The sequence below is a fragment of the Vibrio sp. D404a genome, assembly GCF_030248535.1.
GTDB lineage: Bacteria > Pseudomonadota > Gammaproteobacteria > Enterobacterales > Vibrionaceae > Vibrio.
Window position 1 is genome coordinate 59,175 of sequence record NZ_JAHGAJ010000002.1, and the last position, 24,518, is coordinate 83,692.

Annotated in this window: 27 protein-coding genes; 17 read left to right on the top strand and 10 right to left on the bottom strand. The window is 44.0% G+C overall.

Annotation, left to right across the window (positions count from 1 at the left end; all coding sequences use genetic code 11):
• Positions 1 to 71 precede the first annotated feature (71 nt).
• Positions 72 to 434 (bottom strand): hypothetical protein, encoded by a 363-nt coding sequence (locus tag KI655_RS00690; RefSeq protein ID WP_285400796.1) that lies wholly within the window; start codon positions 432 to 434, stop codon positions 72 to 74.
• 258 nt (positions 435 to 692) lie between these two features.
• On the opposite strand from KI655_RS00690, the gene ccoN reads away from it, so the two are divergent.
• The 10 genes from ccoN (at position 693) to uspE (ending at position 9,623) form a co-directional block, all read left to right on the top strand.
• Entirely contained in the window at positions 693 to 2,120 is a 1,428-nt protein-coding gene (gene ccoN / locus KI655_RS00695) for a cytochrome-c oxidase, cbb3-type subunit I (RefSeq protein WP_285400797.1), read from the top strand.
• A 12-nt stretch (positions 2,121 to 2,132) separates the two neighbouring features.
• Positions 2,133 to 2,753: a cytochrome-c oxidase, cbb3-type subunit II gene (gene ccoO / locus KI655_RS00700; RefSeq protein ID WP_032549072.1), complete on the top strand. Its 621-nt coding sequence runs from the start codon at positions 2,133 to 2,135 to the stop codon at positions 2,751 to 2,753.
• 9 nt (positions 2,754 to 2,762) lie between these two features.
• Entirely contained in the window at positions 2,763 to 2,936 is a 174-nt protein-coding gene (locus KI655_RS00705; protein WP_032549071.1) for a CcoQ/FixQ family Cbb3-type cytochrome c oxidase assembly chaperone, read from the top strand.
• Positions 2,936 to 3,910, top strand: coding sequence for a cytochrome-c oxidase, cbb3-type subunit III (gene ccoP, locus KI655_RS00710; RefSeq protein WP_261881537.1), 975 nt, complete (start codon positions 2,936 to 2,938; stop codon positions 3,908 to 3,910). The genes KI655_RS00705 and ccoP overlap by 1 nt, the downstream gene beginning before the upstream one ends.
• A gap of 87 nt (positions 3,911 to 3,997) precedes the next feature.
• Positions 3,998 to 4,477, top strand: coding sequence for a FixH family protein (locus KI655_RS00715; protein WP_285400798.1), 480 nt, complete (start codon positions 3,998 to 4,000; stop codon positions 4,475 to 4,477).
• 3 nt (positions 4,478 to 4,480) lie between these two features.
• Positions 4,481 to 6,853: a heavy metal translocating P-type ATPase metal-binding domain-containing protein gene (locus tag KI655_RS00720; RefSeq protein ID WP_285400799.1), complete on the top strand. Its 2,373-nt coding sequence runs from the start codon at positions 4,481 to 4,483 to the stop codon at positions 6,851 to 6,853.
• Positions 6,853 to 7,038 carry a cbb3-type cytochrome oxidase assembly protein CcoS gene (gene ccoS, locus KI655_RS00725; RefSeq protein WP_285400800.1) on the top strand — a complete coding sequence of 62 codons (186 nt, stop codon included), beginning with the start codon at positions 6,853 to 6,855 and terminating at the stop codon, positions 7,036 to 7,038. The genes KI655_RS00720 and ccoS overlap by 1 nt, the downstream gene beginning before the upstream one ends.
• Positions 7,035 to 7,709 (top strand): sulfite exporter TauE/SafE family protein, encoded by a 675-nt coding sequence (locus KI655_RS00730; RefSeq protein WP_285400801.1) that lies wholly within the window; start codon positions 7,035 to 7,037, stop codon positions 7,707 to 7,709. The genes ccoS and KI655_RS00730 overlap by 4 nt, the downstream gene beginning before the upstream one ends.
• Before the next feature lie 86 nt (positions 7,710 to 7,795).
• A complete protein-coding gene (locus KI655_RS00735) occupies positions 7,796 to 8,542 on the top strand; it encodes an FNR family transcription factor (RefSeq protein WP_017632474.1) in 747 nt (248 codons plus the stop codon).
• A gap of 133 nt (positions 8,543 to 8,675) precedes the next feature.
• Positions 8,676 to 9,623, top strand: a complete 948-nt coding sequence (gene uspE / locus KI655_RS00740) for a universal stress protein UspE (protein WP_285400803.1) — start codon at positions 8,676 to 8,678, stop codon at positions 9,621 to 9,623.
• Between the two features lie 99 nt (positions 9,624 to 9,722).
• Here uspE and ttcA read toward each other — a convergent pair whose 3' ends face one another.
• The 4 genes from ttcA to KI655_RS00760 form a co-directional block, all read right to left on the bottom strand.
• Positions 9,723 to 10,616, bottom strand: a complete 894-nt coding sequence (ttcA, locus tag KI655_RS00745; protein ID WP_150872417.1) for a tRNA 2-thiocytidine(32) synthetase TtcA — start codon at positions 10,614 to 10,616, stop codon at positions 9,723 to 9,725.
• 210 nt (positions 10,617 to 10,826) lie between these two features.
• On the bottom strand, positions 10,827 to 11,480 hold the full coding sequence (locus KI655_RS00750) for a DUF2987 domain-containing protein (RefSeq protein WP_285400804.1): 654 nt from the start codon (positions 11,478 to 11,480) through the stop codon (positions 10,827 to 10,829).
• A 77-nt stretch (positions 11,481 to 11,557) separates the two neighbouring features.
• Positions 11,558 to 12,415 carry a glucosaminidase domain-containing protein gene (locus KI655_RS00755; RefSeq protein WP_285400805.1) on the bottom strand — a complete coding sequence of 286 codons (858 nt, stop codon included), beginning with the start codon at positions 12,413 to 12,415 and terminating at the stop codon, positions 11,558 to 11,560.
• The gene (locus tag KI655_RS00760; protein WP_285400806.1) at positions 12,408 to 13,214 is read right to left on the bottom strand and encodes a hypothetical protein; all 807 of its coding nucleotides are present in this window, start codon (positions 13,212 to 13,214) and stop codon (positions 12,408 to 12,410) included. The genes KI655_RS00755 and KI655_RS00760 overlap by 8 nt, the downstream gene beginning before the upstream one ends.
• A gap of 329 nt (positions 13,215 to 13,543) precedes the next feature.
• On the opposite strand from KI655_RS00760, the gene potA reads away from it, so the two are divergent.
• From potA to KI655_RS00795, 7 genes are all read left to right on the top strand, one after another.
• On the top strand, positions 13,544 to 14,659 hold the full coding sequence (gene potA / locus KI655_RS00765; RefSeq protein ID WP_285400807.1) for a spermidine/putrescine ABC transporter ATP-binding protein PotA: 1,116 nt from the start codon (positions 13,544 to 13,546) through the stop codon (positions 14,657 to 14,659).
• Positions 14,643 to 15,500 carry a spermidine/putrescine ABC transporter permease PotB gene (potB, locus tag KI655_RS00770; RefSeq protein WP_285400808.1) on the top strand — a complete coding sequence of 286 codons (858 nt, stop codon included), beginning with the start codon at positions 14,643 to 14,645 and terminating at the stop codon, positions 15,498 to 15,500. The genes potA and potB overlap by 17 nt, the downstream gene beginning before the upstream one ends.
• The gene (potC, locus tag KI655_RS00775; RefSeq protein WP_285400809.1) at positions 15,500 to 16,270 is read left to right on the top strand and encodes a spermidine/putrescine ABC transporter permease PotC; all 771 of its coding nucleotides are present in this window, start codon (positions 15,500 to 15,502) and stop codon (positions 16,268 to 16,270) included. The genes potB and potC overlap by 1 nt, the downstream gene beginning before the upstream one ends.
• 94 nt (positions 16,271 to 16,364) lie before the next feature.
• Entirely contained in the window at positions 16,365 to 17,399 is a 1,035-nt protein-coding gene (locus KI655_RS00780) for an extracellular solute-binding protein (RefSeq protein ID WP_239840850.1), read from the top strand.
• Positions 17,400 to 17,541: 142 nt separating this feature from the next.
• Positions 17,542 to 18,579 (top strand): extracellular solute-binding protein, encoded by a 1,038-nt coding sequence (locus tag KI655_RS00785; RefSeq protein WP_285400810.1) that lies wholly within the window; start codon positions 17,542 to 17,544, stop codon positions 18,577 to 18,579.
• A gap of 95 nt (positions 18,580 to 18,674) precedes the next feature.
• Positions 18,675 to 19,460, top strand: a complete 786-nt coding sequence (locus KI655_RS00790; protein WP_285400811.1) for a GGDEF domain-containing protein — start codon at positions 18,675 to 18,677, stop codon at positions 19,458 to 19,460.
• Between the two features lie 140 nt (positions 19,461 to 19,600).
• Entirely contained in the window at positions 19,601 to 19,753 is a 153-nt protein-coding gene (locus KI655_RS00795; RefSeq protein ID WP_160168782.1) for a hypothetical protein, read from the top strand.
• A 102-nt stretch (positions 19,754 to 19,855) separates the two neighbouring features.
• Here KI655_RS00795 and cobB read toward each other — a convergent pair whose 3' ends face one another.
• The 5 genes from cobB to fdh3B all read right to left on the bottom strand — a co-directional run bounded on the left by cobB (position 19,856) and on the right by fdh3B (position 24,512).
• Positions 19,856 to 20,590 (bottom strand): Sir2 family NAD+-dependent deacetylase, encoded by a 735-nt coding sequence (gene cobB, locus KI655_RS00800; RefSeq protein WP_285400812.1) that lies wholly within the window; start codon positions 20,588 to 20,590, stop codon positions 19,856 to 19,858.
• A 252-nt stretch (positions 20,591 to 20,842) separates the two neighbouring features.
• A complete protein-coding gene (locus KI655_RS00805; RefSeq protein WP_285400813.1) occupies positions 20,843 to 22,063 on the bottom strand; it encodes an ammonium transporter in 1,221 nt (406 codons plus the stop codon).
• Between the two features lie 346 nt (positions 22,064 to 22,409).
• Entirely contained in the window at positions 22,410 to 22,826 is a 417-nt protein-coding gene (locus KI655_RS00810; protein ID WP_285400814.1) for a hypothetical protein, read from the bottom strand.
• Positions 22,810 to 23,889 carry a formate dehydrogenase subunit gamma gene (locus KI655_RS00815; RefSeq protein ID WP_285400815.1) on the bottom strand — a complete coding sequence of 360 codons (1,080 nt, stop codon included), beginning with the start codon at positions 23,887 to 23,889 and terminating at the stop codon, positions 22,810 to 22,812. Before KI655_RS00815 ends, KI655_RS00810 begins: the two co-directional genes overlap by 17 nt.
• Before the next feature lie 14 nt (positions 23,890 to 23,903).
• Positions 23,904 to 24,512: a formate dehydrogenase FDH3 subunit beta gene (gene fdh3B, locus KI655_RS00820; RefSeq protein ID WP_004742271.1), complete on the bottom strand. Its 609-nt coding sequence runs from the start codon at positions 24,510 to 24,512 to the stop codon at positions 23,904 to 23,906.
• Positions 24,513 to 24,518: the final 6 nt, after the last annotated feature.

Genomic DNA, 24,518 nt, shown 5'->3' on the forward strand with positions numbered 1-24,518 from the left:
TTATAACATTTTAAGGCACAAGTTTTTACTGATTTAGTACAAGTTTCTCCCCACCTCCGACCTGCTTATGGCTATTTTGAGAGCGTCACCGAAACTCGGTGCTCTTGTTGCGTGCTTGTAACTGTTATTTGTGATGTCTGTTCATCGGTGGTGAGTAACCAAGATGATGCACTCTTCGCAACTAAAGTTCCGTTTCCTTCATAGCCGATAGCAATTTTGTTACTTTCGGATGTTTCAATTAAATACCCAAGATTATCACTAGAAACCATAACATTATATTTATCAATAGTAATTTCACACGGGTTTGAAAGAATACAGTCAACCGTTTCGTTATCTGTGTATGTTACTGTTCTCCAAGTAAATGCAGCTAATAAAATAGACAACATGACGATAATTTGTACAAGCCTGTCTTTTGTGAGCTTTTGTGCTGCCATTTTATTCTTTACTCCTTGTTACAAAGTTCAAAGTTTTTAAATAAAAATACATTTCCTGACCAACCGTAAGGTTACTACTCTGTCATTGATTTGTTAATTCAAGTATAGTGTCGCGTTGAAAATGCCACTTTTTTTTAAAATCAGCAAGCGGAAATAAAGTTCTGAATAGTCTGAATTTCTTTTTCTGATTTGGGTGGCATTACGACGTGAGTCGTGTTGGAAGTAAAGTGTAGTAAATAAGAAATTGGAAGCATGCAAATGAGCCAAGAAAAGCAGCTTGAACAAAACTACAACTATACGGTCGTCCGTCAATTCACCTTAGTAACTATTCTTTGGGGTATTGTCGGTATGGGCGTTGGTGTTTTGATTGCCGCTCAATTAGTTTGGCCACAGCTAAACTTTGATACGCCGTGGCTGACGTACAGTCGTTTACGTCCCCTGCATACTAATGCGGTTATTTTTGCGTTCGGTACAAGTGCCCTGTTTGCAACATCATATTATGTTGTACAACGCACCTGTCAGACGCGTCTCTTTGGTGGCCCTCTCGTAGCCTTCACCTTCTGGGGTTGGCAAGCGATTATTCTGTCCGCTGCAATTACTTTACCGTTAGGTTTAACCTCTGGTAAAGAATACGCAGAACTAGAATGGCCAATCGATATCGCTATCACGCTTGTGTGGGTAGCTTATGCGGTCGTGTTCTTCGGAACCATGATTAAGCGTAAGACATCACACATCTACGTAGCAAACTGGTTCTTCGGAGCCTTCATTATCACGGTTGCCGTGTTGCACATCGTTAACAGCCTAGCTGTTCCTGTATCTGCGTTTAAATCGTACTCGATTTACTCAGGTGCTATCGATGCAATGGTACAATGGTGGTACGGTCACAACGCGGTAGGCTTCCTGTTAACAGCTGGTTTCCTAGGTATGATGTACTACTTCGTACCTAAGCAAGCTGAACGCCCTGTTTATTCTTACCGTCTATCGATTGTTCACTTCTGGGCTCTAGTGTCTCTGTATATCTGGGCTGGTCCTCACCACCTACACTACACAGCACTACCTGACTGGACTCAATCTCTAGGTATGGTTATGTCTCTTGTTCTATTCGCTCCTTCTTGGGGGGGTATGATCAACGGTATCATGACTCTATCTGGTGCGTGGCATAAGCTACGTTACGACCCTATCCTACGTTTCCTAATCGTTTCTCTATCGTTCTACGGCATGTCGACTTTCGAAGGCCCAATGATGGCAATTAAGACGGTTAACGCACTATCTCACTACACTGACTGGACTATCGGTCACGTACACTCTGGTGCTTTAGGTTGGGTTGCAATGGTTTCTATCGGCTCTGTTTATCACTTAGTTCCAAAACTATTTGGTCAAGAGCGTATGTACTCTGTATCTCTAATCAACGTTCACTTCTGGTTGGCGACGATTGGTACGGTTTTCTACATCGTTGCGATGTGGATCTCTGGTGTGATGCAAGGTCTAATGTGGCGCGCAGTTAACTCTGACGGTACGTTGACTTACAGCTTCGTTGAGTCTGTAGAAGCTTCTTACCCGTTCTACTTTGTACGTTTCCTAGGTGGTTTCATCTTCCTAAGCGGTATGTTCCTAATGGCATACAACACGTACAAAACTGTTTCAGCACCAAAAGATAGCCTAAAAGCTATCGCGCAACCGGCTTAAGGAGATTTAAGAATGAGCTCAAATTCAAATAATCGCCATGAGTTGGTAGAAAAAAACGTTGGCTTGCTAGCGATCCTAATCGTTATCGCAATCAGCTTTGGTGCTCTTGTAGAGATCACTCCTCTTATCTTCCAAAAGCAGACCACTGAACCTGTAGATAATCTACGTGTTTACTCTGCTCTTGAGATGGAAGGTCGTGACATCTACATCCGTGAAGGTTGTAACGTATGTCACAGCCAAATGATTCGTCCATTCCGTTCTGAGACTGAGCGTTACGGCCACTACTCTGTAGCTGGTGAAAGCGTTTGGGAACACCCATTCCTATGGGGCTCTAAGCGTACTGGTCCGGATCTAGCGCGTGTTGGTGACCGTTACTCTGATGAGTGGCACCGTGTTCACCTAATTGACCCTCGCGAACTTGTTCCAGAGTCAAACATGCCTGGTTTCCCATGGCTAGAAGACAATGTACTTGATGGCAAATTGACTCAGCAGAAGCTTGAACTCTTCCGCAACCAATTTGGCGTTCCTTACACAGACGAACAGATTGCTAACGCGAAGCAAGATGTTGAAGGCAAAACAGAGATGGATGCAATCATTGCTTACCTTCAATCTCTTGGCCACGCAATGAAATAAGGAATGACTATGGACATTATTACATTTCAAAGCGTTTGGACTGTGACCGTTTTTGCTTGTTTTATCGGCATCGTTTGGTGGGCATTTGGCAAGAACCGTAAATCTCGTTTCGAAGATGATGCAAACCTAGTTTTTGCTGATGAAGCTGAAACGAGTTCAAAAGAACAAGGAGTGACTAAGTAATGAGTACATTCTGGAGTATCTGGGTTACCGTAATTACTATCGGTACGCTCATTGGTTGTGCGGTTTTACTTCGCTCATGCTTCTCAAACAAAACGGGTATTGAAGAAGGTGATGACATGGGTCACGAATACGATGGTATTCGTGAGCTTAACAACCCTCTTCCGAAGTGGTGGACTTACCTATTCATCGGCACACTTGTGTTCGCGGTAATCTATTTCATCCTTTATCCAGGTCTAGGTAACTTTAAAGGTGTTCTAGGTTGGACGAGTTCTGACCAGACCGTTACTTCAGTTGCACAGTCTCGTGCTTCTGTCGTTGACGCTCAACAGAACAAGCGCCTCGACCAATATGCTAAAGAGCTAGACGACGCTAATAACTACTTTGGCGAAGCGTTTAACCAACTTGCATACGATGATAACGGTCTTCGTTCTATCCCTGATATCGCATCAGACTCTGAAGCAATTAAAGTAGGTCAACGTTTGTTCCTACAAAACTGTTCTCAGTGTCACGGTTCAGATGCACGTGGTCAGAAAGGTTTCCCTAACCTAACTGATGATGCTTGGCTATACGGCGGTGAGCCGGAAGCTATCCTAACGACAGTTCTACACGGTCGTGTTGGTCAAATGCCAGGTTGGAAAGACGCTCTAGGCGAGGAAGGTGTTAAAGAGGTAGTTAGCTACACTCTAAGCCTATCTGGTCGTAGCGTTAACGCACGTGAAGCTGAAGCGGGTAAAGCACGCTTTGTTGTTTGTGCTGCATGTCACGGTACAGATGGTAAAGGTAACCCTGCTGTAGGTGCACCTGACCTAACTGACCGCGATTGGTTGTTTGGCGATTCTCGCGCAGATGTAACAGAAACTGTAATGTACGGCCGTTCTGGTGTTATGCCAGCATGGAAAGACATTCTAGGTGAAGAAAAAGTTCAACTAGTTTCTGCTTACGTGTGGAGCTTAAGCAACTCAGATAATAAGTAACATTTCAATAACAGCCCCTTTCATAGGGGCTGTCTTTCCTTTATTTTATAAACACTTCTTTTTATTCTTTTTTTCGAGATCTTTTTTATGGTAAAGCCTTGGTATAAACAGTTTTGGCCGTGGTTCTTAATCGCGTTGCCGGCGACAGTTGTGGTCTGGACGATCTTAACGGTTATTGTATTTACACAAAACTCTGTCGACTTGGTCACTGAGGATTACTATAAAAAAGGCAAAGGCATTAATGTCGATATCTCTAAGGTTAACGTAGCGAAAGAGCTAGGTCTGTCTGCGGACATTTCTGAACGTGGTGAATCAATCATCATTTCCCTAGATAAAGGTAAGCTTGATCACTACCCTGCAATCAGTGCGATGTTTGTGCACCGTACGCTTCCTGATCGTGATTTCACGCAACTGCTTACAGCGAATGCTCAGGGCGATTACGTGCTGAATACTCAACACGAAGTTCAAGGCCCTTGGTTCATTGAATTAACGCCACACAACGAAGAATGGCTTGTTCAAGGCCGTATTACCTTCCCTCTAGAAAACAAAACTAAACTAGAGAACTAAAGTATGAGTGAATCCTGTTATCACTGCGGTGAAGATGTACCAGCGGAAACGGATTTTAAAGTAGAAATATTAGGCTCTATACGTCCAATGTGTTGCCCGGGCTGCGAAACCGTAGCCCAAACCATCGTCGATAGTGGCTTAGTTTCTTACTACCAGTATCGTACCGCTCCGGCAGAGAAAGCCGATCTTGTACCAGAACAACTGCTTGCACTGAGTCATTACGACAATGAAGATGTGCAACTTGAGTTTGTTCGTAACTCAGAAAACACCTCTGAAGTGACATTGTCACTAGAGGGCGTCTCTTGTGCTGCTTGTGCGTGGTTGATTGAGAAGCAAGTCTCTTCTAAAGAAGGTGTGCATGGCATTCGTGTTAACACCACCACTAACCGCGCCCTATTGAGCTGGGACAATACTCAGACGAAACTGAGTGAGTTGCTCTCTGCGATTCATACGCTTGGCTATAAAGCCGCACCGTTCGAAGCTGACCAACAAGAAGCCGCTTACCACCGCTCGATGAAGAACTACTTGTATCGCTTAGGTGTTGCAGGTCTCGCAACGATGCAAGTGATGATGCTCGCAGTGGCACTCTACCTTGAAGTTTTTGGTAACCTAGAACCTGAATTCAAACACTACTTCCGTTGGGTGAGTTTGATCTTCGCAACACCTGTCCTACTCTATTCGGCTCTTCCGTTCTATATCAACGCATGGCGCAGCATTAAGGGTCGGACATTAGGTATGGATGTACCTGTCTCCATCGCCTTATTGTTCGCCTATGTCGCTAGCTTAGTCGCAACGGTCACAGAGCAAGGTGAAGTCTTCTTCGAATCTATCTCTATGTTTACGTTCTTCCTGCTGTTAGGACGATTCCTAGAGATGCGGGCACGTCGTAAAGCGGCGGCTGCAAGTGGTAACCTGCTTAAATTGGTTCCTGCTATGGCGACCACACTCGATGGCGAACAGATCCCAGTTAAGACACTTAAAGTTGGCGACAAGATCCGAGTTCTACCAGGTGAACACATACCGGCAGATGGTGTTGTTCTCTCTGGTCGTGTTCATATTGATGAGTCCATGCTGACAGGCGAATCGATTCACGTTGTGAAAAACCAAGGCGACTCAGTTTTCGCAGGCACTTTAAACGGTGACGAATCTTTTGAACTTGAAGTTAAGAGCTCGAAAGCAGATTCAGTGATCTCGAATATTGTGCGCTTGCAAGATGAAGCGCAACTTTCAAAGCCTCGTATTGCTGAAATTGCCGATATCGTTGCACGCTACTTCGTTGCTGTAATTCTGATTATCTCATTTGGCACTTGGCTATATTGGCACCAGACAAGACCAGAAGATGCGTTTTGGATCATGCTGTCCGTTCTCGTAGCGACCTGTCCTTGTGCATTGTCTTTGGCTACGCCAACGGCTATTACTTGCTCAACTTCACGCATGGGTAACTTTGGTATCTTGCTTCGTAAGGGGCATGTGTTTGAGACGTTGTGTAAGGTGAACCATCTGATCATCGATAAGACAGGTACGCTGACTGAAGGTGATATTCGCATTAGCCAAACAGAAACCTATTCAGAGATAGATAAAGAGACCTGCCTACAGATTGCAGCAAGCCTTGAGCAGCATGCCAACCACCCTATTGCGAAAGCCTTTAAAGCATTCGAATCTGAAGCCATTACGGTTGAGTCAGTGAACAATGTGATTGGTTCGGGTATTACCGGTGAGTGGAATGGTCAAAAAGTTGCGATTGGTAGTAGCGAGTTCATTCTAGGACAAGAACAGAATGACCAAAGTAATGGCATCTACCTTTCTCTGGATGAAAAGCATATCGCAACGTTTGTGTACGAAGACCCAATTCGTAAAGAGAGCGTCGAGTTCATTCAGAAGTTCAAAGAGGCGGGAATTAAGACCACTCTGCTAACAGGAGATTCTTTGGTTAACGCTAAGCCTGTTGCGGAAGAGATCGGTATTACTGACATCGTTGCTAACGCGAAACCGGAAGATAAGCTTGCTTACCTTAACTCTCGTGACGATAAAGATATTACTATGATGGTTGGGGATGGTATCAACGACGCTCCTATTCTGGCTGGTGCTCACTTGTCAGTTGCTATGGGTGGTGGTACTGATGTCGCTAAAGCATCGGCTGATATGGTTTTATTAGGTGACAAGCTCGATAGGCTACTTCAGTCACGTAAGTTGGCGTTAAAAACACGTAAGATCATTCGCGAAAACTTGGCGTGGTCATTAGGGTATAATCTCCTTATACTTCCGCTTGCAGTTGCTGGCCTTGTCGCACCGTATATCGCCGTTGTAGGCATGTCTGCTAGCTCTATTATTGTAGTGTCTAACTCATTAAGACTTTTAAAAGAGCAAGGTAAATAATGGAAAGCTTATACATACTCATTCCTATCGCTATCGTCTTAGTGTGTATCGCTGTCGGCATCTTTTTGTGGGCAGTGAAAAGCGAACAGTTTGAAGATCTGGAACGTCAAGGTCATAACATTCTGTTCGACGAAGACACGAATGAGCCGTCATCTAAAAATCAAAAAACAAGTAACAAGAAATGACCCCTGATTGGATTGGTGCATTTGTTGTCGGTCTAATCGGCGCTGGCCACTGCATGGGAATGTGCGGTGGCATTGCGTCGATTCTCTCCATTGGGGCTGCTAAACCCTCGCCTGTAACACCTGTGCTTTATAACTTTGGACGCTTATTAAGTTATATGGTCATTGGTGGCTTGGTTGGCGGTGCTGTTTCTTCTTTAGGCCAGCTTAGCGATTTTAATGCCGCTCTGGCGTGGTTAAGACTCGTGGCCGCCGTATTCATGATTGTGCTAGCACTTTACATTGGTAAATGGTGGTTCGGACTATTGGCCTTTGAAAAAGTCGGACAACGTTTGTGGCGCTATGTCTCTCCGATTGGCCAATCCCTTCTCCCTCTTAAACACCCTAGCCATGCACTGCCCTTTGGTTTCGTTTGGGGCTGGCTGCCTTGCGGCCTTGTTTACTCCATGCTGACTTGGGCTGCAGTATCTGGTAGTTGGGTTAATGGGGCTGGAATCATGCTCGCTTTTGGCCTTGGAACCTTACCAGCAATGCTTACTGTTGGCTTCGGTGCTGGCTTCCTCAAGAAGTTGCAACAAGCTGACTTATTCAGGCAGTGTGGTGCAATTTTGATCTTTTTCTATGGTTTATTTACCGCTTACCAAGCCATTCAGCTCATTATTTATACCGTATAGCAACGCTTTAAAAGTGGTTTTTTTGCTATCCTTTAATGTTAAGGGATGCTAAAATATTGACGTATATCAAATAGTGAAAGATTGTTATGATTTCTGAAAAGCCTGTGACGAAACGTGTTCAGTCTGGTGGCTGTGCAATCCATTGTCAGGATTGTAGTATTAGCCAGCTGTGTATCCCATTTACTTTGAATGAGTCTGAGCTTGATCAACTTGATCAGATCATTGAAAGAAAGAAGCCTATTCAAAAGGGCCAAGAGCTATTTAAAGCGGGTGATGAGCTTAAGTCTCTTTACGCGATACGCTCTGGTACTATCAAAAGCTATACGATTACCGAACAAGGTGATGAGCAAATCACTGCATTCCATCTTGCAGGTGATTTAGTTGGTTTTGACGCGATTACTGGTGACCTACACCCTAGCTTTGCACAAGCTCTAGAAACATCGATGGTATGTGAAATCCCATACGAAATTCTAGATGACTTATCAGGTAAGATGCCAAAGCTTCGTCAACAGATCATGCGTTTAATGAGTAACGAGATTAAAGGCGACCAAGAGATGATCCTGCTTCTTTCTAAGAAGAATGCAGAAGAGCGTCTTGCTGCTTTCCTTTACAACTTGTCTACTCGATTCTCTCAACGTGGCTTCAGCCCACGAGAGTTCCGTTTGACAATGACACGTGGTGACATCGGTAACTACCTAGGTCTTACTGTTGAAACCATCAGCCGCCTACTAGGTCGCTTCCAGAAAGCAGACATTCTAAGTGTAAAAGGCAAATACATCACCATCGAAGATCACGATGCACTGATGGAACTGGCTGGCGTTTCTAAAGAATAGCTCTAATTATCAATGATGTAGTTCAATAATGAGCTACATCATGTTTCTCTCCAAAATCCTCCTATATTTCTCTTAATCTCTCCATAACTACGCTACATTATTTATATGTTCAGTCTGAAAAGTAGGCTTAGTTATGAGTATCTATAACAATATCTTAGTGGTCGCCGACATCAATCATGATGAGCAACCTGCCCTAGTTCGCGCTATTCAACTTGCTAAAAAAAGCACTTCAAAAAGCCACGTTACTTTCTTTCTTTCCATTTACGACTTCTCTTATGACATGACCTCAATGCTCTCAGCTGATGAGCGTGATGCAATGCGTAAAGGTGTGATTCACCAACGTGAGATCTGGATGAACAAAGTGGCTGAGCCGTACATTGATGACACTATTGAGTTCAACGTAAAAGTTGTTTGGCACAACCGCCCTTATGAAGCCATTATCGCTGAAGTGTTTAGCGGTGAGCACGATATCTTAATCAAAGGCACACGTAAGCACGACACGCTAGAGTCTGTTATTTTCACGCCGACAGATTGGCACTTATTACGCAAATGCCCAAGCCCAGTGTTATTGGTTAAGAACGAATACTGGCCTGATGACGCGAAAATTTTCGCTTCGGTTCACGTAGGTTCAGAAACTGAGTCTCACTTAGAGCTAAACGACGCCATGGTCGATAGACTGTTAGAGATTACGGGCAGACTCGATGCTCAGCCGTATCTAGTTAACGCCTACCCTGTTACGCCCGCGAACATTACGATTGAACTGCCGGAATTTGACCCAACGTCTTATACTGATGCCGTTCGTGGACATCACTTAACAGCAATGAAGGCACTGCGTCAGAAACACGGTATGTGTGAAGAGCAGACAATTGTTGAGCAAGGTTTACCTGAAGATATTATTCCTAAGGTGGCTGCAGAGAACAATGCAGCAATGGTGATTTTGGGCACGACAGGTCGTACAGGTCTTTCTGCTGTGTTTATTGGTAACACTGCCGAGCATGTGATCGATAAAATCAACTGTGACGTCTTGGCATTGAAACCGGCTGGGTTTATCAGTCCGCTTGACCCACATACCTCGAACTAAATTTATCATTCATTAAAAAAGCGCCTCTAGTCTAACTAGAGGCGCTTTTGTATTTGTTGTCCCGTCCTGAAATGTGTCTGTTCTTTTCTAGCGTAAGTACTAGATGTTAGTCACGTCGATGAACATTGACTCATCGATGTTTGAAGATGAGATTTCAGCTTCTTGGAATTCGTACTCTTCACGCTCACCGCTACGGTCTAGTGGAAGATTTACGAAGTCAAACAGTTCGCGGTCAGCCAGTTGGCTTGGGCTAACGTTTTGAATTGATTTGAAGATCTTCTCAACACGACCTGGTGTTTTCTTATCCCAATCAATCAGCATCGCCTTGATAGATTGACGCTGTAGGTTCTCTTGCGAACCACATAGGTTACAAGGAATGATTGGGAACTCTTTGTGTTCAGCATATTTGATTAGGTCCGTTTCACGACAGTAAGTCAGTGGACGAATAACAACGTTACGACCATCATCAGAACGTAGCTTAGGTGGCATAGCCTTTAAACGAGCGCCGTGGAACATGTTAAGGAACATAGTTTCAACGATGTCATCCATGTGGTGACCAAGGGCGATCTTAGTCGCGCCAATCTTCTCTGCGAATGAGTACAAAGTACCACGACGCAGACGAGAACATAGGCCACAAGTCGTTTTGCCTTCTGGGATCTTCTCTTTTACTACTGAGTAAGTGTCTTTATCGACGATGTAGTAAGGAATGTTCAGAGTCTCAAAGTATTCAGGAAGAATATGCTCAGGGAACCCCGGTTGTTTTTGGTCTAAGTTAACCGCAACAACGTCGAACTTGATTGGTGCTGCTTCGCGCAAACGTAGCAGGATATCTAGCATAGCGAATGAGTCTTTACCGCCACTAATACAAGCCATTACTACGTCATTCTCTTCGATCATGTTGTAGTCAATGATGGCATTTCCAACATTTCTTCTAAGGCGCTTCTGAAGCTTGTTGAATTCGTGGATTTCTTTTCTGTTATCGTTTTGGTTCATTGCTATTCTCATACTGCCGGAAACACCGACTGTCGATTGCTAGGTGGTATGTTTTAGGGCGTGGATTATACGGATTTTTATTTCATGTTGAAATAGTCAACGCGAGATAACCTCACCTCTTATTGACAATACTGTTCTATATCAATCGGATTCAAACAAAAACAGCAAGCGGTGCGCTTGCTGTTAATCGATAATCACAAATTTCGTTGGTTACTTATCCGTTGGGATATACGGAAGCACTCTAAGCGTCGGCTCTGGTAATGTTATGCTGCTCGCGCCTTCAAGTTGAGCAACGGTAAAGCGAGCTCGACCTTGCTCGATTTTAATCGATTGGCCGTTTGATAAAAGAATCTCACTGTCTAGCTGATTTGGAAACTCAAGTGTTACACCTTCAATATCTGGGGTAAACCAATTAGAGAACATTCCACTTAGATCTTCCAGCATGGTTTGCATTTGTGGAAGCAGTGCTTCAATGTCACTGACAGCGACTTCACCTTGCAAAGGCTCCTTGGTCATCACAACTAAAGAGTATGCACACTCTTCTTCCGTTGTTTGAACGAAAATAAGTGGATTTGCTGAGCGTAAGTTCTTATCGATAGGAAGAAGCAGCTCGTTGCCCGGTGATACTTTCAGCTCTTCGTAATGTTCTTCTTTCTCCATCCAAGACTTACTGATGTGACAAGTCGTATTCGTCGCTTGATCAACGAAAAAGACAGCGACTTTAACGTCTTCATGTCCTTCTTTAAGATTGTTCTTAAGCTGAGTGTAGAGCTTTGAATAGGTGAACATGTACTCTTGGGCTGCTGCAGGCAGAGACAGTCCAAGGCTCAATGAGGCTAGAATAGCAAGCGTCGTCTTTTTCATGGTACTTCTTACATTGTTGAGCGATAAAACGAAAAAAGAGCAGTGGTAACCAGCTGCTCTTTTATTCATTCGATAGGTTATTTGACCCAGTATACCTCGTTGTGACGTATCATGGCTTGTAAATCAGTCACATAGTCGGCACCACGTTCAGAATATTTCAATAAACCTTGGGTCAATTTGGTCGCTGCGTCATAAGTCAGGAGATCTTCACCCTGCTCTTCAAGTTGTGCGCGTATACCACGCAGGTCTTGATAGGCTTTGTTGCGGTTCAAGTTCATAAAGTAACGGTGAACAGATTCTTGGCTTGAGGAGAACTTAGCGACTTCGTGAGTGCTGCCTTCGTTACGTTGTAATGGAACAAGACCACAACCCTTGCTGTAACACCAGTGGCCAAAGTAGTTATTAGCCTCGGTTGCAAAACGAGACGTGCCCCATGCTGATTCGTTCGCAGCTTGAGTCAAAACTAACGCCTCTGGTAATACGTTCACACGGCTCAACATCTCGTCTAACCAAGCTTCATCAATTCCCGTTGTAGGCAATGGCAAGCTGTATAACTTAGCCAGTCGCTTTGCATACGATTTATCTTCTGAATCCGCTGCTGTAATGCCCTTGTCCGACAGTTTTTCCAAGAAAGCACGCTCCTTTGATATACGGCGGTTTTCAAGGTTAATGCTTGGGCGCAGATAATCGAAGAACGCTTTTTTCTTGGCATTGGTATCTTCGATTGCTGCGAAATTGGGCTTGCCTGATGGCATATCCAATTTAGGTATGACATTGGCGCTCTTTAGTTCTGACTTCTCAACAGAAGCCTTCCTACGTTCCTCTTCTTCATTATAAAGATAAGGACCGACTAAAGAGACCGAACCCACAAGTGCTAAAGCGGTAACCTTTAGCGCAAGTGAACGACTTTTTTGTGAAGAATCTGAATTATGCATCAAAAACCTGCGAATCGTTGTTGCCGTTGTCGTCATCGCTCTTAGGTCTGTCAGACGCGATTAACTTCAGTTTGATGCCAAACATTTCACGATAAAGGATGCCTTTCACGTGGAAGAAGAATGGCAATACGAAGATCAAACCGATGCCGTACATCATTGCCGCAACGATGAACATCAACATAACCAGTAGGTAAATAGAAGCAACGGTAAAGATCTTTTTGTTCACGGCACGTAGTGAAAGCAGCAGCGACTGCATTGGCGGCACTTTCTTATCGCAGATCAGCAAGATTGAATGACTGAATGCAAGAGAGAAGTAAATAGATAAGAAAGGCAGAATCATCCCCGCGATGCCTTGTAGCATTAAGCTAAACAGCGTTGCCAAGATAACAGGAACAGTAAATTGCAAACCTTTACCAATGTGGCGCAACTTAGTGTGCAAGCCTGCAGCGTGGCTCATTGCCATCAAGCTGATACCCGCATAAACCGGTGCGCTGATCACTTCATAACTAAAATTAGCGATAAAAATCGACTCAACGATTTGTGGTGTGAAGGCTTCTGGGTCGATGACTGCATCAAGGATAATGCCTGGGTCACCGAGTTGTAATTTGAGTGCGATATAAAAGATAGCGAGCTGAACAAACAGCAAAGCAATAATAGCCGGCGAAAAATTTAAGAAGTGACTAATTGTATGCTTCCACGCTTCTTGGAAAACAGTGGTCGCTTTGAGTTCGTAATCGCCAGAAAGTGCTCTGTCGATACTGCCGCCTAAATTAAAGTCTTTTTCGATGTCATTATTCATAGTGATACCTAGGTGCGCTAGCGAATTGGAAGCCACCTAACTTATTGATAAAAATTGGCTTCATTATACTCATATGTGGAGTGCAAACTAAAACTTGATTCTGTAACAAGGCTTGCTTTTGTGCGTTAATGGTTAATAATTAAACACTTATTTATGCAGAAATGCCTCAAATAACAGTATGGTAAAGGATGTTTACTTTTACCTGCGAAATTTTTTATCACTCAATGATAAAAAATGCTTTGAATTCACGATTTTGGTGATTATGATGCGCGCCTTAAAAGTGTGTAGCAACAGGTCTTGAAAAGGACCAAGGTGGAGAAAAACAGACGTTGAACGCTAAAAAATCAGTAGGAAAACCAGTTGTACAGTTAACTGGTATTAGTAAAAGTTTCGATGGTAAGGAAGTCATCGGCAATCTTGATCTAAATGTCAATCACGGTGAGTTCCTCACGATCTTAGGCCCATCCGGTTGTGGTAAAACCACAGTACTAAGAATGATTGCGGGTTTTGAAACGGCAGATAATGGTCAAATTCTATTAGCTGACCAGAATGTTACCCAAGTCCCTGCTGAACAAAGGCACGTAAACACTGTTTTCCAGAGCTACGCCCTATTTCCACATATGACCGTCTTCGACAATGTGGCATTTGGTCTACGTATGCAGAAAGTTCCAAGCTCCGAGATTGAACCTCGTGTAATGGATGCTTTGAAAATGGTACGCCTAGAACAGATGGCACAGCGAAAACCACACCAACTCTCTGGTGGTCAGCAACAACGTATCGCGATTGCGCGCGCCGTTGTCAACAAGCCTAAAGTTCTACTGCTGGATGAATCTCTATCTGCGCTGGATTACAAACTTCGTAAACAGATGCAAATTGAGCTTAAACAGCTACAGCGTCAACTTGGTATCACGTTCATCTTTGTAACGCATGACCAAGAAGAAGCACTATCGATGTCAGACCGTATTATCGTTATGCGAGACGGCGTTATCGAGCAAGATGGTACACCGCGCGAAATCTACGAAGAGCCTAAGAATCTGTTCGTTGCTCGCTTCATCGGTGAAATCAACGTGTTCGAAGCGACGGCTCTTTCTCGTAAAGACGATAAACGTATCGTGGCAAAGATTGAAGGTGAAGACTCTATTATCTATCACGATAAAGCGATCACTGAAGGACAGAAGCTGCAAGTTCTATTAAGACCAGAAGACCTTCGAATCGAAGAGATCAAGGAATCTGAGCAGCGTGGCATTGTTGGCCATATTATCGAGCGTACCTACAAGGGCATGACGCTAGATTCAGTTGTAGAACTTGAATCTGGTATGCGCGTAATGGTAAGCGAATTCTTCAACGAAGATGACCCAGATGTTGATCACTCACTGGGCCAAAAAGTTGCTGTAACTTGGGTTGAGAGCTGGGAAGTGGTACTAGAAGATGAGCAAGAAGTTTAATTTACAAAACGCCATTATCGCTTTAATTACTGGTTGGCTTGTTCTATTCGTGATGATTCCAAACATCATGATCATCGGTACTAGCTTTCTAACCAGAGACGAAGCGAACCTTATCGAGATGACATTTACCCTCGATAACTACGCGCGTTTAGCTGACCCACTTTACTTTAAGGTTCTAGCACACTCGTTTTATATGGCGATTGTGGCAACCTTACTTTGTTTAGTGATTGGCTATCCATTCGCTTACATTGTGGCAAAAATGCCGGCTAAGTGGCGCCCTTTCATGCTGTTTTTGGTGATTGTTCCATTTTGGACTAACTCACTGATTCGTACTTACGGCTTGAAGATTGTGTTGGGTACTCAAGGTGTGTTGAACAAAAGCTTAATCGCACTAGAAATCATCGATAAACCTATGCGTATTATGTACACCGAGACAGCGGTAATGATCGGTCTTGTGTACATCCTTCTGCCGTTTATGATTCTTCCGCTCTACTCTGCGATTGAAAAACTGGATGATACGTACATCGAGGCGGCAAAAGACTTAGGTGCAAATAAGCTACAAACGCTACTAAAAGTCATTCTTCCGCTAACAATGCCGGGTATTATCGGCGGCTGTTTGCTTGTGCTATTGCCAGCACTAGGTATGTTCTACATTGCTGACCTTCTAGGCGGTGCGAAGAACCTGCTGATTGGTAATGTGATTAAGAGCCAAGTACTCAACGCTCGAGATTGGCCATTTGGCGCGGCAACCAGTATTGCCCTAACCGCAGCGATGGCCGTGATGCTTTATGCCTACTACCGTGCAGGCAAGCTATTGAATAAAAAGGTGGAGCTAGACTAATGGGTCGCACAGTTAAGTTCAGCTTTATGACATTGGTGTATGGTTTTCTTTACCTACCCATCATCGTATTAATTGCCAACTCATTTAATGCGAACAAATTTGGTATGAAATGGGGCGGATTTACCACTAAATGGTATGACGCACTAATAAATAATGATAGCCTTATGCAGGCAGCATGGCATTCCTTAAATGTCGCAGTATTCTCTGCAACAGCAGCCACCATTGTTGGTAGCTTAACGGCAGTTGCGCTATTCCGTTACCAGTTCAAAGGTAAAGGCGTAGTGAATACCATGCTTTTTGTTGTGATGATGTCTCCGGACATTGTGATGGCGATATCGCTTCTGGCGCTATTCCTAGTAATGGGTGTTCAGCTTGGGTTCTTTACCCTACTCGCTGCTCACATCACCTTCTGTCTACCGTTTGTTGTGGTAACGGTCTACAGTCGATTAAATGGGTTTGATGTGAAAATGCTGGAAGCTGCAAAAGACTTGGGCGCAAGTGAATGGACGATCTTAAAGCAGATCATTCTGCCACTCGCGAAACCGGCTGTCGCCGCAGGTTGGTTACTGAGCTTCACACTGTCCTTAGACGACGTGATCATCAGCTCTTTTGTAACTGGACCAACATACGAAATCTTACCATTGAAGATTTACTCAATGGTGAAAGTGGGAATTTCACCCGAGGTTAATGCCCTAGCAACGGTCATGCTTGTGGTTTCTCTGATACTGGTAGTTATATCTCAGCTGCTGGCGAGAGAGAAAATCAAGTAAACCTCACGTGTTATTCATAAACAGAATGGTGAAATCGCCATTCTGTTTTTCTATCTACTGCCTTTAGGCAACGTTTAGTTTGGAGCTAACGTCAATGAAAAAATGGGCTACTTTATTAGCTGGTAGTGCATGTGCGCTTTCTATGTTTTCTGCATCTGTAACTGCAGAAGAGAACAAAGAATTAGTGTTTATGAACTGGGGTCCTTACATCAATAGTGAGATTCTAGAACAGTTCACAAACGAAACAGGTATTAAGGTTATCTACTCTACTTACGAGTCGAACGAAACCTTATACGCAAAGCTAAAAACGCATAACAAAGGTTACGACCTAGTTGTGCCATCAACCTACTTCGTGTCTAAAATGCGCGATGAAGGTATGTTGCAAAAAATTGATAAATCTAAGTTGAGTAACTTTACTAACCTAGATACAAATTACCTAGACAAGCCGTACGATCCAAACAACGACTACTCTATCCCTCACGTTGTTGCGATTACTGGTCTAGCAGTTAACACAGATATGTACGACCCAGAAGACTTCCAAAGCTGGGCTGATTTATGGAAGCCTGAGCTTGAAGGCCAGCTAATGATGATGGACGACACCCGTGAAGTGTTCCATATCGCGCTTCGCAAACTGGGTTACTCTGGTAACACAACAGACGAGAAGCAGATCGACGAAGCATACGCAGAGCTACAAAAATTGATGCCAAACGTATTGGTATTTAACTCTGACAACCCGGGTGCACCATACATGTCTGGTGAAGTCGGTCTAGGTATGCTGTGGAACGGCTCTGCTGCGGCTGCACAAAATGAAGGTTTACCAATTAAACTGGTATTCCCGAAAGAAGGTGGTATTGGTTGGGTAGACAACTTTGCTATCAGCTCTGGTGCGGTGAACGTAGAAGCAGCTCATAAGATGATCGACTTCTTACTGCGCCCTGAAATCGCAGAGCAGATTTCTCGTGACACTGGCTACCTAACGGCAGTAAAAGCGTCAAACGAGAAGTTCAAAGACAGCCCTGCTCTATTCCCTTCCCAAGAAGATCTTGACCGTGTTGAATGGCAAGCCGCTGTTGGCGACAAGACCGTAAAATACGAAGACTACTTCATGAAGTTGAAAGCGGGCCAGTAAGGTCTATAATAATTTCAATGCAATAGGCAGCTTAGGCTGCCTATTTTTGTATTAGACTGATATAATCCGTCGCGATTTTTATAAATCGATTCACATTGGGTCCGCAACCCAGCTTCAAATCAAACAAATGAACGGAACAGTAATGAAAAAAACACTGTATACCGGCGCATTGTGTGCTGCTACCTTACTTTCAACTCCTTCTTTCGCAGCTGACCAAGAATTGTACTTTTACAACTGGTCTGAATATATCCCTAATGAAGTACTAGAAGACTTCACTGAAGAGACTGGAATTAAAGTTATCTACTCTACCTACGAGTCTAACGAAAGCATGTACGCTAAGTTAAAAACTCAAGGTTCTGGCTACGACCTCGTTGTACCTTCTACTTACTTCGTATCTAAGATGCGTAAAGAAGGCATGCTTCAAGAGCTGGATAAATCTAAGCTGACTCACTTTGCTGATTTGGATCCTAACTACTTAGATAAGCCATTTGACCCAAGCAACAACTACTCTATCCCATACATTTGGGGTGCGACGGGTATTGGTATCAACTCAGACATGCTAGACAAGTCTTCTGTTAAGTCATGGGATGACCTATGGGATACACAGTGGGAAGGTCAGCTAATGATGATGGACGACTCTCGTGAGGTGTTCCACATCGCACTGACGAAACTGGGTTACTCTCCAAACACAACCAACCCAGATGAAATCAAAGCGGCTTACGAAGAACTGAAAAAGCTGATGCCAAATGTATTGGTATTCAACTCAGACTTCCCAGCTAACCCTTACCTAGCAGGTGAAGTTTCTCTAGGTATGCTATGGAACGGTTCTGCGTACATGGCTCGCCAAGAAGGTGCAACCATTGACATCATCTGGCCAGAGAAAGGCGCTATCTTCTGGATGGACAGCCTAGCAATTCCATCTGGTGCTAAGAACGTAGATGCCGCACACAAGATGATCGACTTCCTACTTCGTCCAGAAAACGCAGCAAAAATTGCGCTTGAGATTGGTTACCCAACACCAGTGAAAACCGCTTACCCACTGCTACCAAAAGAATTCGCTGAAGACCAAAATGTTTTCCCACCACAATCTGTAATGGACAACGGTGTATGGCAAGATGAAGTTGGCGAAGCAAGCGTTGTTTATGACGAGTACTTCCAAAAATTAAAAGTAAACAACTAGTTTATTTCTAATTGGCAATGAAAGCGGCGTTAGCCGCTTTCTTTTTATCTAAACTTTATATAGGATTAAATAAACAATACGAAGTGCGATTTAATATGACAGCGAACCCTATATTATTGATTGTCACTCTAATGCTTCTCGGCTCTTTTGTGATGCTTGGCCTTAGCTCGGTGACAGATATTGATTCAAATTACGACCTGTTCTTTGAGACAAATACGCTGATCATTGTTATCTATGTCTATGCTGTTGCACGTAAAGCTATCCTTCCTCACAAGGTTTTACACTTCGGTGCTCTGCTTCTTATCTTCAATTTATGTTATGACGTCGCCACAGAGCTCGAGAGGCTTGATCAGTGGGCAGATCGTCATGAACTCATCGATACCTTTCTAGAAGACGGATTGTTACAGATTGCCTTTCTGCTTATCGCAATTGGTATTACGCAACTCACCTCCTCCATCAAAGCCCAGAGCCATATTGATGAACTAACAGGTCTGTTTAATCGTAAAAAATTCGACACTATTACACTTGATGAATTTGATGTTATCTACCTTGATCTCGATGGTCTTAAACGCGTTAACGACCTTAAGGGGCATAACGTCGGAGACTTAATGATCGTGCGTTTTTCTCAAGTGCTCCGCCAAGCGGCCGTTCAAGAAGAGTTACTGTTTCGTATCGGCGGCGATGAATTTGTGGTCGTTGCACTTAAAGGGCGTGGTAATGAATTTATAGACCAGGTCGTCAATCTGCTTCATGGTGAGAATATCCACTTCTCTTACGGTGTCGCACCTTCAACAAAAGATACATTTCAGCAGGCTTTGGTCGCATCTGACAAAGCGATGTACACAATGAAAAAGGCCAAGCACAGCTTGAAGAGTGTTTAATTTGCTGTAGAAGGAGCTTCGTTATAAGACAAAACACAAGTTTGTTTTTGCTCTGTAACTCGCACTTCGTGTGAACTATTGCTTGAGTCTCTGTTGGTTATGCTAGTCTTTTTTTGTTGTTGTTCAGAAGGATAAAAGACGTGAAGCCGATAGATGATATTGATGACTATGAAATTGAAACTGATCCAGAGATTCTTGCTGAGCTAGAAGAAAAACGTCAACTCGTAGACCTGATTCAAAACTACGGGATGACCAGTGAAGAAGCTATCGCTTTCTATGCCAAAAAGCATTAACTGTATATGAGTCGTGCTGTTGAATCAGACCAAAAACAAACAAGGCATCACATTGAATCGTGGTGCCTTGTTTTTATACAAACCGATAGACTATTTTTCCTTTCAAGCTCTTAAACTTTTAGGCTCTTCGTATAGGAGTTCTGAAACTAATTTAGGAACTTCAATGCTTGCCTTACCATAACGCTTTTCAACAAATTCGCTTTCTACAGCGCTTGGCTCTAGATTAATTTCAATCGTATGAGCGCCATGCATTTTCGCATCGTGGACAAAGCCTGCAGCTGGGTACACTACGCCAGAAGTACCGATAGAAATAAATAGATCCGCTTCTTCTAACGCTGAATAGATATCCCCCATACGTAGCGGCATTTCACCAAACCAAACAATGTGAGGCCTCATCTGAGCTGGGATTTGGCAACAATGACATAGCTCACCAGTCAGAATGTCATCTTTGTGCTCAATCACCTGATTCGATTCACTGCAACGGGCTTTTAGGAGTTCGCCGTGCATGTGTATCACATTGTCGCTACCGCCTCTCTCATGAAGATTATCGATATTCTGGGTGATGACAGTGACTTTACCATCCAGACGCTTCTCAAGCTCACCTAGCGCTATATGGGCGGCATTGGGCTGGATATCTTCACTTTGAAGGCCTTTACGACGCTTGTTATAGAATGCTTGTACCAAATCAGGATCGCGTTGAAAACCTTCTGGAGTCGCCACATCTTCAATCTTGTGGTTTTCCCATAATCCGTCTTGTGCACGAAAGGTCTGTATCCCCGACTCTGCCGAGATCCCTGCACCTGTGAGAATTACAATATTTCTGTATGGGAAATTCATATTACGTCCTTATCAATATGTCACTTTGTAACAGCTTAGCACTGTTCAAATTTCAACAATAGTTTTAGGGATTAGACCATGGTCTTATGTGCATGTATTCATTGGTCATTTGTGAACTGGCTTGAGTTTTGGAGAGGAAAAACTGTGATGTGAGAAACAATGCGTTGATTGTTTCCTTTGAAGACAAATAAAAAAGCGACCGAGGCCGCTTTTAAGATTGGGTATCTCGAAGAAGATGATTCTTATAAAGACTTAATCTTCACTTACCGAGGAGATTTTATGAATGGCCAAATCCGCACCGTTAAATTCGTCCTCTTCGCTTAGACGCAGGCCTGTAACTTTGTTAAGGATGCCATACACGATAAATGCGCCGCCAACGGCTACCACGATACCTGCAATGGTACCTAACACCTGAACCACGAAACTCACGCCGCCAAGTCCCCACAGTGCTTGTTGGCCAAAAATACCTGCAGCGATACCACCCCATGCACCACAAACACCATGTAGAGGCCATACACCTAATACGTCATCAATTTTGGTTTTGTTTTGCATGTAGGTAAATAGGAAAACAAATAGTGCGCCTGCGACACCACCTGTCACGAGTGCGCCTAGTGGGTGCATGAGATCAGAACCTGCACATACCGCAACTAACCCAGCCAATGGACCATTGTGAATAAAGCCTGGGTCATTCTTGCCTGCATACAGTGCCGCTAAAATACCGCCTACCATCGCCATTAAAGAGTTCATTGCGACCAATCCACTGATGCCATTGATGGCTTGGGCTGACATAACGTTAAAGCCAAACCAACCAACACACAGGATCCAAGCACCAAGAGCTAAGAACGGAATGTTCGATGGCGCAAAGTTCGTGTGTTTGCCTGCGCGAATTCGTCCTTTACGCATGCCTAAGAAATACACCGCGACCAAGGCAATCCAACCACCTACGCCATGGACGACGATTGAGCCTGCGAAGTCATGAAAACCATAACCAAATTGAGATTCAAACCAATCTTGTAGACCAAAATTCCCATTCCAAATAATGCCTTCAAAAAACGGATAAACCAGACCAACTGTAAACAAGGTTGCCAAAAGCACAGGATAGAAGCGTGCACGCTCTGCTATACCACCGGATACAATTGCTGGAATCGCCGCAGCAAACGTCATTAAGAAAAAGAACTTCACTAGCTCGTAGCCATTTGCTTGAGCAAGTGTGTCGGCATCGGCAAAGAAATGTGCGCCATAGGCAACCCAATAACCGATAAAGAAATATGCGATGGCGGATACACCGAAATCTGCGAGAATCTTCACCAAGGCGTTAACTTGGTTCTTCTTTCTCACGGTTCCCACTTCAAGGAAGGCAAATCCTGCGTGCATCAAGAAAACCATGATGGCACCGAGTAATAAAAACAACGTGTCTGAACTTTGCGTCAAGTTCTGTACTGCGCTATGAACTTGCTCGACTGACTGGCTCATTAAAGCTAACTCCTTCTGCTTTATCATTTGCACTGATAGTGTGCGTGTAAAATGATGTAATTATTTAAAGACTCAATACCTAGGCAAGATACGTTCCATAGCCTATGAACCAAATTCAAGCACTGTGCAGAATTGTATAACTCATTGATTTTCATCTATTCACGAATCTAGTGGCACAGTTTTGGTGAGTAACAGAAGTCATTTTCTAATTTCTGAATGCACCAAATTAGGGAGTTGCACCATCAAGAAGCGTGCAATGTAAAGGATGGTTATCGTGGGAGATAAAGCGAGACAATAAAAAACCCAGCGCAGAGCTGGGTTTGAATTAGAGTGTTTATGGCATGGATTATAGGTTCGGACCTGTGGATGCTTTTTGTGGTAAACCTTGCTTAAGTCGTGTCATACCTTGGTACATACGGATAAACCAAACGACGATAGCAATAGCACCAAATAACATACCGACATACGGAATATAATATGCGATCTCATCGATGAAATGACTCTTGTACCAGTAGTCGTTTACACCAATCAAAACACCATTTGATGTCGCAACCGTAACAATCAACACCACAAAGTAAGTCAGATTCAGGAAGAACGTACGAATTAGACCGTAGTAGTGAGAATCGATAACCTCACCATCCTCACCTTTGTCTAAGCGGTAACCCGCATAGATGATAGCGATCACACCAGAAATCAGACAGGTAAATGGTGTAAAGCAACTTAGTATGTAAGCAACCCAAATACCCTTATGAGGTTTGTTCATTCGGTTTTACCTCTTTATTTTCTGTGTGCAAGACATCTTCTGTGTTCGCAGCGGTCACATCACCTTGTGTTGCTTCCTGCTTCTCTTTTGCCATGACCTCTTCATACCAAAGGTCGTGGTGCTCCTTAGCCCAAGTTTCATCAACTTCACCCGTCACCATGCCTTCTAGTGCACCTTCCATACCGAACAGGCCGATATAAATATGGAACACAAAGCCACAGATAAGGATCAGTGCCGCTAGCATGTGAACTAAGTTAGAAAGCTCCATATCACGACGGGTTTGGCCGAAGATTGGGAAATCGAGAACCAAGCCGCTGATAGCCACAACAGTACCCACTACAATTAGAAGCCAGAATAGCGCTTTCTCACCTGCGTTAGAAAACTCTGCAGATGGGTGTGAGCCCTTATGCTTTCCAACCATGCCACCGAGTTTCATGAACCATTTCAGGTCAACCATCTTGAAGATAGACTTGCGCCACCACTTCACCAGTACGCACATCAGTAATACGTAGAAGATTGGACCGATGTAGTTATGGTATTGCTTAGCGAGCATGATAATAAAGCCCCATAGATCCGTTGGGATATATGGCTTTAAGAAGTGCTTACCATAGACCAGCATTAAGCCACTAAAAGCGAGCGTTAAGAAAGTAAACGCCATACTCCAGTGTAATGCCCGGTCCAAGCGAGACCAGCGCTTGATCTTACGACCTGTTCTTGGCGCGCTTAACATCAGTGGGCCAATCACAACGTACATCAAGGTGACAAAGGCAATACTACCGAAGATAGCAACCGCACCAGCCGGAGACATCCACTTCTCTTTTAAGATGTACCATGTCTGCCCTGGAGTACTGATCAGCATACCGTGCTCTGCGGATTGAGAGGTTGTATAACCTGTCTCACCTTCACGCACTTGTCGCCAAAAATCTGCACCCGCCAGTTGGGTCATTTCACGCTCAGCGGTATTCGCTTTCGTCTCAGCAGCGTGACTCATTGGAGCCAGCATTGTCAGTGCTGCCAACAGCGGCAGCACGACAAGTGAGAGACGTTTTAACAATGAAAGCATACGTCTCTCCCTACTTAGCTCTTAGTCGCATCGTAAGAAAGGTCGTTGCCGTCAGTCCAACCAGCACCTTTAGCTCCACGCTCTACAACACGTTGACGGAATACGTCAGAGACTTTCTCGGCATCACCCGCAAGCAGTGCTTTAGTCGAACATAGAGATGCACACATTGGTAGCTTACCTTCAGCAATACGGTTCGCACCGTACTTCTGACGTTCTTCAACAGAACCCGGCTCAGTTTCCGGACCACCGGCACAGAAGGTACATTTGTCCATTTTGCCACGCTCACCAAAGGCTTCCTGTTTAGGGAACTGTGGTGCGCCAAACGGACAAGCAAACAGACAGTAACCACAACCGATACAAAGATCTTTGTTGTGAAGTACGATGCCGTCTTCCGTGTGCTCGAAACAGTCTGCAGGACAAACTGCCATACATGGTGCATCTGTACAGTGCATACAAGCCACTGAGATAGAGTTCTCACCCGGTTCACCATCATTCAGTGTTACAACGCGGCGACGTTGAATACCCCACTCAAGAGCATCATCGTTTTCGTTTTTACATGCGGTGACACAGCCGTTACATTCGATACAGCGCTTAGTGTCACAAAGAAATTTCATTCTAGCCATTTTAGG

What these genes read in the sequence shown, in the direction of transcription:
- KI655_RS00690 (WP_285400796.1), bottom strand. Translation starts at nt 434, where the DNA reads ATGGCAGCACAAAAGCTCACAAAAGACAGGCTTGTACAAATTATCGTC.
- ccoN (WP_285400797.1), top strand. Translation starts at nt 693, where the DNA reads ATGAGCCAAGAAAAGCAGCTTGAACAAAACTACAACTATACGGTCGTC.
- ccoO (WP_032549072.1), top strand. Translation starts at nt 2,133, where the DNA reads ATGAGCTCAAATTCAAATAATCGCCATGAGTTGGTAGAAAAAAACGTT.
- KI655_RS00705 (WP_032549071.1), top strand. Translation starts at nt 2,763, where the DNA reads ATGGACATTATTACATTTCAAAGCGTTTGGACTGTGACCGTTTTTGCT.
- ccoP (WP_261881537.1), top strand. Translation starts at nt 2,936, where the DNA reads ATGAGTACATTCTGGAGTATCTGGGTTACCGTAATTACTATCGGTACG.
- KI655_RS00715 (WP_285400798.1), top strand. Translation starts at nt 3,998, where the DNA reads ATGGTAAAGCCTTGGTATAAACAGTTTTGGCCGTGGTTCTTAATCGCG.
- KI655_RS00720 (WP_285400799.1), top strand. Translation starts at nt 4,481, where the DNA reads ATGAGTGAATCCTGTTATCACTGCGGTGAAGATGTACCAGCGGAAACG.
- ccoS (WP_285400800.1), top strand. Translation starts at nt 6,853, where the DNA reads ATGGAAAGCTTATACATACTCATTCCTATCGCTATCGTCTTAGTGTGT.
- KI655_RS00730 (WP_285400801.1), top strand. Translation starts at nt 7,035, where the DNA reads ATGACCCCTGATTGGATTGGTGCATTTGTTGTCGGTCTAATCGGCGCT.
- KI655_RS00735 (WP_017632474.1), top strand. Translation starts at nt 7,796, where the DNA reads ATGATTTCTGAAAAGCCTGTGACGAAACGTGTTCAGTCTGGTGGCTGT.
- uspE (WP_285400803.1), top strand. Translation starts at nt 8,676, where the DNA reads ATGAGTATCTATAACAATATCTTAGTGGTCGCCGACATCAATCATGAT.
- ttcA (WP_150872417.1), bottom strand. Translation starts at nt 10,616, where the DNA reads ATGAACCAAAACGATAACAGAAAAGAAATCCACGAATTCAACAAGCTT.
- KI655_RS00750 (WP_285400804.1), bottom strand. Translation starts at nt 11,480, where the DNA reads ATGAAAAAGACGACGCTTGCTATTCTAGCCTCATTGAGCCTTGGACTG.
- KI655_RS00755 (WP_285400805.1), bottom strand. Translation starts at nt 12,415, where the DNA reads ATGCATAATTCAGATTCTTCACAAAAAAGTCGTTCACTTGCGCTAAAG.
- KI655_RS00760 (WP_285400806.1), bottom strand. Translation starts at nt 13,214, where the DNA reads ATGAATAATGACATCGAAAAAGACTTTAATTTAGGCGGCAGTATCGAC.
- potB (WP_285400808.1), top strand. Translation starts at nt 14,643, where the DNA reads ATGAGCAAGAAGTTTAATTTACAAAACGCCATTATCGCTTTAATTACT.
- potC (WP_285400809.1), top strand. Translation starts at nt 15,500, where the DNA reads ATGGGTCGCACAGTTAAGTTCAGCTTTATGACATTGGTGTATGGTTTT.
- KI655_RS00780 (WP_239840850.1), top strand. Translation starts at nt 16,365, where the DNA reads ATGAAAAAATGGGCTACTTTATTAGCTGGTAGTGCATGTGCGCTTTCT.
- KI655_RS00785 (WP_285400810.1), top strand. Translation starts at nt 17,542, where the DNA reads ATGAAAAAAACACTGTATACCGGCGCATTGTGTGCTGCTACCTTACTT.
- KI655_RS00790 (WP_285400811.1), top strand. Translation starts at nt 18,675, where the DNA reads ATGACAGCGAACCCTATATTATTGATTGTCACTCTAATGCTTCTCGGC.
- cobB (WP_285400812.1), bottom strand. Translation starts at nt 20,590, where the DNA reads ATGAATTTCCCATACAGAAATATTGTAATTCTCACAGGTGCAGGGATC.
- KI655_RS00805 (WP_285400813.1), bottom strand. Translation starts at nt 22,063, where the DNA reads ATGAGCCAGTCAGTCGAGCAAGTTCATAGCGCAGTACAGAACTTGACG.
- KI655_RS00810 (WP_285400814.1), bottom strand. Translation starts at nt 22,826, where the DNA reads ATGAACAAACCTCATAAGGGTATTTGGGTTGCTTACATACTAAGTTGC.
- KI655_RS00815 (WP_285400815.1), bottom strand. Translation starts at nt 23,889, where the DNA reads ATGCTTTCATTGTTAAAACGTCTCTCACTTGTCGTGCTGCCGCTGTTG.
- fdh3B (WP_004742271.1), bottom strand. Translation starts at nt 24,512, where the DNA reads ATGGCTAGAATGAAATTTCTTTGTGACACTAAGCGCTGTATCGAATGT.